The sequence below is a fragment of the Sporolactobacillus nakayamae genome (assembly GCF_900113325.1).
GTDB lineage: Bacteria > Bacillota > Bacilli > Bacillales > Sporolactobacillaceae > Sporolactobacillus > Sporolactobacillus nakayamae.
This window is the reverse complement of sequence record NZ_FOOY01000011.1, coordinates 113,677-123,323: the sequence shown is the minus strand read 5'-3', so window position 1 is coordinate 123,323 and position 9,647 is coordinate 113,677. Positions and strand designations below refer to the sequence as shown.

10 protein-coding genes and 1 pseudogene are annotated in these 9,647 nt (G+C 48.8%); 1 reads left to right on the top strand and 10 read right to left on the bottom strand.

The genetic code is table 11. From position 1 onward, the window contains the following. Positions 1-358 (top strand): annotated as a pseudogene (locus BM003_RS09220) (IS4 family transposase); the annotation flags it as partial. Between the two features lie 109 nt (positions 359-467). Here BM003_RS09220 and BM003_RS09215 read toward each other — a convergent pair. The 10 genes from BM003_RS09215 to BM003_RS09170 all read right to left on the bottom strand — a co-directional run bounded on the left by BM003_RS09215 (position 468) and on the right by BM003_RS09170 (position 9,349). Beyond that, on the bottom strand, positions 468-728 hold the full coding sequence (locus BM003_RS09215; RefSeq protein ID WP_093672348.1) for a YgiT-type zinc finger domain-containing protein: 261 nt from the start codon (positions 726-728) through the stop codon (positions 468-470). Between the two features lie 139 nt (positions 729-867). Beyond that, positions 868-1,047: a hypothetical protein gene (locus tag BM003_RS09210; protein WP_093672346.1), complete on the bottom strand. Its 180-nt coding sequence runs from the start codon at positions 1,045-1,047 to the stop codon at positions 868-870. Between the two features lie 48 nt (positions 1,048-1,095). Further along, positions 1,096-1,497 carry an amidohydrolase family protein gene (locus BM003_RS09205; protein ID WP_245734178.1) on the bottom strand — a complete coding sequence of 134 codons (402 nt, stop codon included), beginning with the start codon at positions 1,495-1,497 and terminating at the stop codon, positions 1,096-1,098. An 8-nt stretch (positions 1,498-1,505) separates the two neighbouring features. Next, positions 1,506-1,676, bottom strand: a complete 171-nt coding sequence (locus BM003_RS17630) for a hypothetical protein (RefSeq protein WP_177184726.1) — start codon at positions 1,674-1,676, stop codon at positions 1,506-1,508. A gap of 590 nt (positions 1,677-2,266) precedes the next feature. Beyond that, positions 2,267-3,661 (bottom strand): allantoinase AllB, encoded by a 1,395-nt coding sequence (gene allB / locus BM003_RS09200; protein ID WP_093672344.1) that lies wholly within the window; start codon positions 3,659-3,661, stop codon positions 2,267-2,269. Positions 3,662-4,271: 610 nt separating this feature from the next. After that, on the bottom strand, positions 4,272-5,180 hold the full coding sequence (locus tag BM003_RS09190) for a dihydroorotate dehydrogenase (protein ID WP_143128447.1): 909 nt from the start codon (positions 5,178-5,180) through the stop codon (positions 4,272-4,274). Further along, positions 5,180-5,959: a dihydroorotate dehydrogenase electron transfer subunit gene (locus tag BM003_RS09185; protein ID WP_093672340.1), complete on the bottom strand. Its 780-nt coding sequence runs from the start codon at positions 5,957-5,959 to the stop codon at positions 5,180-5,182. Before BM003_RS09185 ends, BM003_RS09190 begins: the two co-directional genes overlap by 1 nt. Next, complete coding sequence (locus tag BM003_RS09180) at positions 5,956-7,224, bottom strand: Zn-dependent hydrolase (RefSeq protein WP_093672338.1); 1,269 nt, start codon at positions 7,222-7,224, stop codon at positions 5,956-5,958. The genes BM003_RS09185 and BM003_RS09180 overlap by 4 nt, the downstream gene beginning before the upstream one ends. Before the next feature lie 88 nt (positions 7,225-7,312). Then, positions 7,313-8,092, bottom strand: a complete 780-nt coding sequence (locus BM003_RS09175; RefSeq protein ID WP_093672336.1) for an IclR family transcriptional regulator — start codon at positions 8,090-8,092, stop codon at positions 7,313-7,315. A 27-nt stretch (positions 8,093-8,119) separates the two neighbouring features. Then, positions 8,120-9,349 carry an MFS transporter gene (locus BM003_RS09170; RefSeq protein WP_093672334.1) on the bottom strand — a complete coding sequence of 410 codons (1,230 nt, stop codon included), beginning with the start codon at positions 9,347-9,349 and terminating at the stop codon, positions 8,120-8,122. Between the last annotated feature and the right edge of the window lie 298 nt (positions 9,350-9,647).

The window sequence follows — 9,647 nt, the reverse complement described above, 5'->3', positions numbered from 1 at the left end:
ATTTTTTAAAGCAACGAAGTCATTTCTTAAGCTTCAAAAAGAGTTCCAGGGCAGATCATACGATCTGCTGATTAGCCACACAACCATTGTCTTTACAAGGTTTATTCTCCTGTCTTGGCAAAACCGTTGCAGTACAGATAATCGAACCCTTGGTGGTATGTTTTATGAACTCTGTGACGAAATGAATGAACTGGATTGGGCTGTAGCACTGACGCAGCTCATGGATATTCTTCATGACGCCCTAACAAAAACAAAAAAATCAATCAAAAGATGGGTTACTTGTCAACTGACACAATGGATTGAGAGCTTACCCAACTATATCAAGGTTTATCTGCCCAAATTAGGGTGCGAAAGTTGAGTTAAAAATAAAAGATCCGGAGTTATAAGAAATCTGGTGAATCTCCCAAAGGCTGCCCGCTTTTTTTGTGAAAATAAAAATTTCTACGACTTTGATCGTAGAAATCGTCTTATATATATAATACTTTTTCATTCCAGTCAATTTTGTTTAATCCATTTAGATAGGCAAATTTTAATACTTTATCAACCGGCCATTTAGAATCGAATGATGCTTCATCACAACGTTCACAATAGTAGTAAGGCATATTTAGGACTGTAATTTTCCTTGGTCCAATAAAGAAGTCACGAGAGCCATAGCGAAGTTTTGCACGTTCACCACAAGAACAAACAGTTTCACGCCGATTCACCTTCTGATCCTCTACCACAATCATAACCTCACCTCATCAAGTACCTTAGTTATAATGGCAGCGGCTTTCAACATCGCTGTAAATTTATTTTCGGGATTAATCTTTTTCAATTCGGATCTAGCTTTTGAAAAATCCACACAGACTCTCCTCACAGACTCTCCTCTCACTTGTTTTTAAAGCGTGAAAGGATTTTAGCTTCGACCGGATCTTTTGGACGCACGCGTCCAAATTTCACATTAGGTCGTGTAGAGATTTCTTCATTAAACCGTCGAATCGCTGCCTGATTTCGTTTTTTGTTCGACTGAACTCTGGTTATAATACTTTCTAGGGTGATTGATTCCATCTTCGTCTCCCCCTTACGTCGCATACTAATACCACCTCATTCGCAGTATCAATATGTACAGTCTCTACACTTATTATAAAAAAAACAAAAGATTTGTATAGTTTTTTTAACATTAGATGCCCTTCTAATCAGAGTTCGATAAAATAAAAAGGCAAGAGTCCCTCTCTCGGACTTTTGCCTTTTTTTTGCCGGTTTGACTACATGTCCGATCGGCTTGTGGACGATTTCGCCGTTCTTCATGATCGTTTCGACGCGGACGATGGTTTCGACGGGGATGCCTTTGACATGCCAGCCGTCGTAGGCGGTGACTTTGCTTTTGCTGTGCAGGTCGACCGCTTTGATCGTCGCTTCCTCGTTCATGTCGACGATCGTGATGTCGGCGTCGGTGTCGACTTCGAGCGAGCCCTTTTGCGGGTAGATGCCGAAGCGCTTGGCCGGATTCTCGGCCATCAGCGCGGTCAGTTTTTGCTAAGCTTTTCTAGTGTTTTAGCATATTTTTTAGACATTTTATGGAAGGAAGCCATCACTTTCGCTTTTCTAACTTCTTCATCATAATTTTTTTCTTTACGCATAGTTGTTGGCATTTTCTTCTCCTCCATATCATCTTTTTTATTATCCTTATCACACATGTTTACACCCCACAGATCAAGATGCTAAAGCATATGTCGAATAGGTAAGGTAATATACGCTAAAACGCATTGTTATACCTAATTTAATTTTACTATTTACAATTCAAAATGTAAATAGTTGAGTTTACTGAATAATCGTGTTAGTAGTCTTTTTTGCTAACTCGAACAAGATACGAATATTTGAGTGCATGCAGACATTTTATATAGTGAAAAGGCTGAGATATGAATTAATCTGGCGCGAGTAAATAAGCGGAGATTTTCCGGTTATTTACCTCATGGTGCTTGTTTCACAGGTAAATAAGGGTAATTTTTCCGCTTATGCACAGAAAAAACCTCTATTTTCACGTTTTTCGATTCGATAAGCGGATTTTTTCCGCCTAGTTAAGCTATTTTTTCGTTCATTTTCTAATTAAGCGGAATTTCTCCGTCTATTTCTCAGATTGGCCGCTCTCCTGATCGTCCCACCGATCTGTACGAATTGGGAATCATCACCCTATGACTGATCATCGTACCAGCAAGGCACAACCTTAACTTTCTTTTCTTGTAAGAAAGGCAAACATCCGGGTGTGGACGTTTGCCTTTTCGTTTCTTTATTTTCCTGGTTTGACCACGTGCCCAATCGGCTTGTGGACGATTTCGCCGTTCTTCATAATCGTTTCGCCGCGGACGATGGTTTCGACTGGGACGCCTTTGACGCGCCAGCCGTCGTAGGCAGTGACTTTGCTTTTGCTGTGCAGGTCGGCCGCTTTGATCGTCGCTTCCTTGTTCATGTCGACGATGGTAATGTCGGCATCGGTGCCGACTTCGAGCGAGCCTTTTTGCGGGTAGATGCCGAATCGCTTGGCCGGGTTCTCGGCCATCAGCGCAGTCAGTTTCTGCAAGGTGAGCTTGCCTTCATTGACCGCGTTCAGCATCAGTGGCGCCATGGTTTCGGTACCCGGCATGCCGGCGGGAATCTCCCACAGGCTGCCGGCTTTTTCCTCAGGCGTGTGCGGCGCGTGATCGGATGAGACGATGGTGATCGTGCCGTCGCTGATTGCCTGCCAGAGTGCTTCTTTGTCTTTTTCATATTTGACCGGTGGATAGATTTTCATGACCGGACCGACCTTCGGATAGTCCTCGTTGCTGAGGAACAGGTAGTGCGGGCAAGTCTCTGCACTGACCGGCGCGCCTTGTGCCTGCGCGCGTCGGATGGCATCGGCGGCTTCCGCCGTTGTCACATGAAGCACATGCAGATTGGCTCCGGATGCTCGTGAAAAAGAGGTCCCCATCTGAACCGTGATTTCTTCAGCCAAATTCGGCCGGCCGTCGAGCAGCGCGTCGTAATCGGTGCGGCTCGATTTTTTCACCTGGGCAGTGAGTACTTGAATCAGGCTGCTGTCTTCGCCGTGAATCGCCAGCACTTGGCCGGTTTTCGCGACGTTTTGGAAGATCTCATAAACTTCGCCGTCGGACAGTGGCGGCAGGACATCGGTCATTCCGGGCTCATAGTTGTAGGTGAGCTGGAAGGTGTTCTTGTTGACGGCGTAGCCCCAGAAGTACTTGAAGCCGATGACGCCTGACGCATGGAGCTCGGGCAGTTGCGCGTTGTTCATCGGGCCGAGGGCGATGCCCCAGATGCCGAAATCGACGTGTGCCTTGGGCGTCAGGTTGGCGACCTGCGCGTTAAAGCTGGCTGCGTCGCGTGTCGGCGGTGTGGTGTTGGGCATATCGAAAATGGTCGTGATTCCGCCGGCGGCCGCAGCTTGGGTTGAGGTGAAGAAGTCTTCTTTGTAAGTCGGGCCTGGGTCGCGCGAATGGACATGGACATCGATCAGGCCGGGCAGTATGTATTGGCCGGTGGCGTCGGTCTCTCTTGTCGCTTCGCCTTCGAGCGGCTGCTTTGAGATCGCGGCGATTTTTCCATCATTGATATAAATATGGGCTTGGTACGTTTCGGTTGGTGTGACAATGGTTCCGTTCTTGATGACGTAATCCCAGTTCATCTGTATTGAGCCTCCATCCGTTCAGTGAGACCGCGCGCGGTCTCCTCTGTCTGATTCGATTATACGGGATTTATGTCCGGATGCCAAAGGTTGATCTTGATGGTCATTCGGAAGATCCGCCGGATGCGGATCTGTCAGCATGGGAATTAAGAAGTGCGTGGATCATCGTTTTGCATGTTTGGTTGAGCTTCGGAATTTGGTTACTACTTTCCTCTCATTGGTTACGACTTTTCGGTAATTCGTTACGACTTCGGATCGGTTGGTTACTACTTTTCGGTAATTCGTTACGACTTCGGATCGGTTGGTTACGACTTCGGTATTTGGTTACGACTTTTGATCAATTGGTTACTACTTTTCCGTAATTCGTTACTACTTCTGATCGGTTAGTTACGACTTCGGAATTTGGTTACGACTTCGGATCAATTGGTTACTACTTTTCCGTAATTCGTTACTACTTCTGATCGGTTGGTTACGACTTTGGAAAACAACAGGACCTGGCGCATGAGGCGTTCGGTCCTGTTGTACTTTGATTATTTTGCAGGTGAGGCCTCGAGCTCTTTTTTCAGCTCGTCCTGTGTAATTATTCACCGCGATCTGCGCGGTATTCTTTTTACCTGAGGTCGACCTGACCGATAAGATCGGTGACTGCGTCAATGTGATGGCGTGTGAGGTAGTCTGTGATCTCATCGGTGATTGTGTTCATGGCGTTCGGTTGGACAAAGGTTGCCGTACCGATTTGGACGGATGTTGCGCCTGCAAGGATCATCTCGATGGCATCTTGACCGTTCATGATGCCGCCACTGCCGATTATGGGCAGATTGGTTGCTTGGTGCGCTTGGAAAATGAGACGAACGATGAGCGGTTTGACAGCCGCACCGGATAATCCGCCCATGATGTTGCCGATGCGTGGTTTGCGCGTTTCAGTATCGATCGCCATCGCTAGGAACGTATTGGCGACTGTGAGCGCGTCGGCGCCGCCTTGCTCCGCTGCCCGAGCGATGTCTTGGATTCGAGTAACATTTGGTGTCAGTTTGGCAATCAGCGGTTTGCCGGTGGCCGCGCGTACCTGGCGGAGTAAATTAAATGTGGACTCTGCGCTCATGCCGAACGCCTGGCCATTGTCGCGCAGGTTCGGGCAGGAAATATTGAGTTCGAGTGCCGCAACATCCGGATGCTTGTCCAGCCGCGCGGCCAATTGTTCAAATTCGTCGATGGTTTCTCCGGAAATGCTGGCGATCAGCGGCGGATCAAAGTCATGATAACTGGGCAGGATGTTCGCCATGTAATGCTCAACGCCTTTGCTTTGAATGCCGATCGAATTGATCATGCCTCCGTCTGTTTCACAGATACGCGGTGTTTGATTGCCGTCGCGTGCGGACAGAGTAACGCTCTTGGGTACGAGCGCGCCGAGCCGGTTGATATCGAGCAGCGGCGCAAGTTCAGGACCAAATGTGCCGGAAGCCGGCATGACCGGATTTTGCAACGTCAGGCTGCCGATGTTCACGGATAAATCGGTCATCAGAGCACCACCTCACTGATCGGGAACACCGGACCGTCGGTGCAGACACGGACCGTTTTCAGCTGGTTGTCTTTGCGGATGGTGCAGGCGCAGGCGTAACAATCACCGATGCCGCACGCCATGTGGGCTTCGGTGGCGAGCTCACCTTTTAACTGATGTTCATCTGCCAACTCCTGAACGAGCTTGTTCAGTCGGTTGGATCCGCAGGTGTAGACTGAGCTGATTCCTTCTTCTCGAATTAATTTTTCCGAAAGTGCGCGTACCGATTTTACTGAGCTGGTTCTCTCCGTATCTGTAACCGTATATACTGTTGCGCCAATCTGCGCCAGCAGATCAACGGTCAGCAGATCGGCCGGGGTGCGCGCGCTTAAAATGACGTGCACGTTTTTGTTTTCGGCGCGTGCCTGACATGCCAAGGCGTGGAGCGTGGCAACGCCGACACCGCGCGCAATCAGAAGTAGCGCTCCTTGCTTGGGCAGTGTAAACCCATGTCCGAGTGGACCAATAAGATTCATGATGTCACTTTTTTTCTTGAGAGTCATCTGCTGTGTCCCGATTCCTTTGACGAGATACAGGAATTTCAGTGTGCGCGACTTTTGATCATAATGATAGACGCTGAGCGGGCGGCGGAGCGGAGCCCTCCAAGTGTCACCACACTGGATATGAAAAAATTGGCCGGGTCGGACAGGCTGATCGAGTGCGGATGTGTCCAATGTCATTTGCCAGTAGCGCGCGCTTACGGGTTGATTTGCGATAATTTGAGCATCAAATGTTTTCATTGTGCGTTTCCTGTCCCCGCTTTCTTGCTTATGTCAACAACCGCTCGATCGAGAACCGCCGCTTCCAAGACTTCAATTCCGGTGATGATCTGCGGCAGGTCGGTATGTTCATCGGGATGATGGCTGATACCACCGGTGGATGGGACAAAAATCATACCAACGGGGCAAAGTGCCGCCATATTCATGGTGTCGTGTCCAGCGCCGCTTGGTATACGGATGAAACCGATCTTTTTCTCGCGGCAGGCGTTTTCAAATGTTTGAATAACACCGGCATCCATGCGTACCGGTGGTTCATCACTCAGCAGGGTACAATCAATGTGAAGATGGCGTGCCGCGCGTAAATGGTCAAGGAATGTGTCGAGAAATTGGACGACGCGATCTTTGGAGGCGCGTGAAATGCTTCGGATATCGACCTTGAGATGGGTCTCGCCCGGGACAACGTTCATGGCGCCCGGAGCTATTTCGATATCGCCGACGGTTGCTACTGTTCCGTGTTCCATCTCGCGCCGCGCTTCTTTTTCCAGCTCAATTGTGATTTCGGCGGCACCGATCAATGCGTCCTGTCTCTGGTTCATTGGTGTCGAGCCGGAATGAGCGGCATGCCCCTTGACGCAAATGGTAAAACGTGTGGGCGCTGCGATACCGTTGACCACACCGATCGGCAGATTTTTTCCATCAAGAATGGGGCCCTGTTCAATGTGCATCTCCATGAATGCGGCGAGTGCATGCTCCGGCAGCCGCGCTTCTTCAAGACGGCTGAAATCGAGCCCGCGTTCCGCAAATACGGATTGAATGGTCCGTCCCTCTTTATCTGTGAGACTCGCAATATCCTTTTGCTTAATCAGTCCGGCTAGTGCTTTGCTGCCGATTTGCGAGAATCCGAAACGGGCGGATTCCTCGCAGGCAAAAGCGAATATGTCAATCGGATGCTTCGTTTGTATGTGCCGATCGTTCAGGTCGCGCACAATCTCCAAAGCTGCCAGTACGCCGATTGTCCCGTCATATTTTCCACCTTCATAAACGGTATCAAGATGGGAGCCAATCCCGATCGCCGGCAGCTCGGGGCAGGTGCCTTGTCTGCGTGCGATCACGTTTCCTGCTGCATCCATGCGTACTGATAATCCTGCCGCCTCGCACTGTGCTGTGAAATAGTCGGTCGCCTGTTTTTCCTCTCTACTAAAGGCGAGTCGCTTCATTCCACGGTCTGTGCTGCCTATTTTTCCAATCTCATCCATCGTCTGTTTGACTCGATGTACCTCAACCATTGTTTATCGCCATCCTTAATGCGTTTCTCTCTCAATGAAGAAAATAGAGCTGGCTTTCTTGAGAAGTTCTCTCGTCAGCCAGCTTTTTTTAAAATAATGAACTAAGTGCCTGCATTGAAGTGAGGTGATCGCTTGCCTGCTCCGCCACACGTTGCAATGCGTGAATCAATTTTTCTTTATTTGTTTTGATGTAGTGATGTTCGCCGACCAAGCTCAAACTGATCGATGTCTGATTTTTGCCATGAAAAATTGGGACAGACAGTGCCGATGTGCCAAGTTCGAGCTCCTGCTCACAGTAAGCAGCTTTTTCGATCCGCGCTCGATGAATCTTTTTTCTAAGCTCGTCCGGGTCCGTCAATGTAAATGGCGTATAGGGATCCGGAACTTCTTTTTCCAACAGCCGGTTAATCGTCTCGTCCGATTGGAACGCCACGATGATCTGGGCTGCAGCTGCCGCATGGAGTGGCATACGCTGTCCGACATGGACGAAAAAGCTGTTGCCTGAGCTGGACGGTTGATGCGTATGGGTGCAGAAAATTTCATCCGCTTGGCAGCGACAGATGAACGCGTACACTCCTGTTTCATCCCCCACCTGTTTACAGTATTGGGCAAGCAAACCGATCGGATCTCGATTCTGAAGAAACGTGCTGCCCCAAGTCATCGCTTTTGGTCCCAGCGTATATTTTTTTGATTCCGAATCCTGCACCACTATTCGGTACCCGATCATGCTCTGCAGCATGCGATGCAGGGTACCTTTGCTGAGCAGAGTCTGCCGAGAAAGATCCGCAATCCCAATGCCGGCAGCCGGGCATTCGCTGATTTTATCCATCAGCTTCACAAACCGGTCCATCCATTCGATCGTGGCCACATCCTTTCCCTTAATGCCTTTTGGTGATTATGCGAGATCCTTGCCTTTCGTCTCCGGAACGAGGAAGAACATGGACAAAGCCGCAATGATATAAACACATGATATGGTACCGAGCGCCGCGCTGAGCGAATGATTGAGCGCCATGAATCCGATGATCAGCGGTCCGAAGCTTCCAATGAACCGTCCTGTGTTAAAAATGATATTTTCAGCAGTGGAGCGTGCCCGCGTTGCATAATGTTCAGCAAGCAGCGCGCCGTAACCGCCCATCATTCCGTTGACGAAGAATCCAAGAACAGAGCCAAGGGCAACAAGCAGTGTCGGGCTATCGATCTGGAAATAAATCCATACAATGATGGCCGCGCAAATCTGGAACGTAATGTACGCCGGTTTGCGGCCCCATTTGTCCGCGAGCCAAGCGAACGTGATGATGCCAAGTACCATTCCGATAACAGTGGAAATCGTCCAGACCACTGTACCGTTAATGGTATAGTGATGCTGCGTCGCAAGCATCGTCGGCATCCAGTTCATGATGCCGAAATAACCGAAATTCTGCACGCTGCAAATGAGGATTAGTCCGATGGTTGTGCCGGTAACGCGCCAGCCTTTGAACAGCTCAACAATCGAAATTGACGTTTTCTTTTCGTTCTTTGTTTTCAGCCAAATATCCGGTTCTTTAAGGCTGCGGCGCGACCACCACGCAAGCAGCGCAGGAATAACGCCCACAAGGAAAACGCCTTTCCAGCCAAAATGCGGCGCGATAAACGCTGCGGTCAGCGTCGCCAATATGGTTCCAGCTTGGTAGCCGAGTGCGACATAGGAGGTCGCGCGTGTTCGCAATTTTTTCGGCCATGTCTCGGTGACGAGGGTCATGCCAATCCCGAATTCGCCCCCAAGACCCAGTCCGGAAAGAAAGCGGAAAATATTAAAGGTTTCAAAGTTCGGAGCGAACGCACATAGTCCGGTAAATACGGAGAATATGAGGATTGTCCATGTAAACACACGTACACGTCCATAGCTGTCGGCAAGAATACCAAATATGTAACCGCCGATCACAACGCCGAGCATGGTAATCGTCGAAATACTTCCGGCTTGTGCCGGATTAATACTGTAATAAGCAATAATTAACGGCAGTACAAATGCGAGCATCATCATATCCAGCCCATCCATTGCATACCCGACAATGGACGCCCACAATGTCTTGTGCTGATAAGGCCCAATTTTTTCGTTCAATTCTACAGTGCTGCTTGACTCTGTCATTCTTTGTTCTCAACCCTTCTTTTTCTGAATTGTGTTATGAGTTACCCAGTGTTGTTTGTTAAATTTCGTTCTTGTCGTTCCGTTGATCGGAACGGCGTTTCTATTTTGAATAGACTAAAATTTAAGAACAAGGTTTATTGTAGGGTATTCCTGTTAAAATGAAAAGGGGTATGTCATATTTTCTGACACATTTATTTTTAGGATGGCAAACAGGTTCGGATTTAGCGGAATGATCCTAGGTCCACATGTTCGGTTCGACTTTCCCAGTCTTAGGTTCAACTTTTGGATCGTTGGGTTC

Coding starts and splice junctions, on each gene's coding strand:
- BM003_RS09210 (WP_093672346.1), bottom strand. CDS start 1,047: ATGGAATCAATCACCCTAGAAAGTATTATAACCAGAGTTCAGTCGAAC.
- BM003_RS17630 (WP_177184726.1), bottom strand. CDS start 1,676: ATGTGTGATAAGGATAATAAAAAAGATGATATGGAGGAGAAGAAAATG.
- BM003_RS09180 (WP_093672338.1), bottom strand. CDS start 7,224: ATGGTTGAGGTACATCGAGTCAAACAGACGATGGATGAGATTGGAAAA.
- BM003_RS09170 (WP_093672334.1), bottom strand. CDS start 9,349: ATGACAGAGTCAAGCAGCACTGTAGAATTGAACGAAAAAATTGGGCCT.
- BM003_RS09205 (WP_245734178.1), bottom strand. CDS start 1,497: ATGGCCGAGAATCCGGCCAAGCGCTTCGGCATCTACCCGCAAAAGGGC.
- allB (WP_093672344.1), bottom strand. CDS start 3,661: ATGAACTGGGATTACGTCATCAAGAACGGAACCATTGTCACACCAACC.
- BM003_RS09215 (WP_093672348.1), bottom strand. CDS start 728: ATGATTGTGGTAGAGGATCAGAAGGTGAATCGGCGTGAAACTGTTTGT.
- BM003_RS09185 (WP_093672340.1), bottom strand. CDS start 5,959: ATGAAAACATTTGATGCTCAAATTATCGCAAATCAACCCGTAAGCGCG.
- BM003_RS09190 (WP_143128447.1), bottom strand. CDS start 5,180: ATGACCGATTTATCCGTGAACATCGGCAGCCTGACGTTGCAAAATCCG.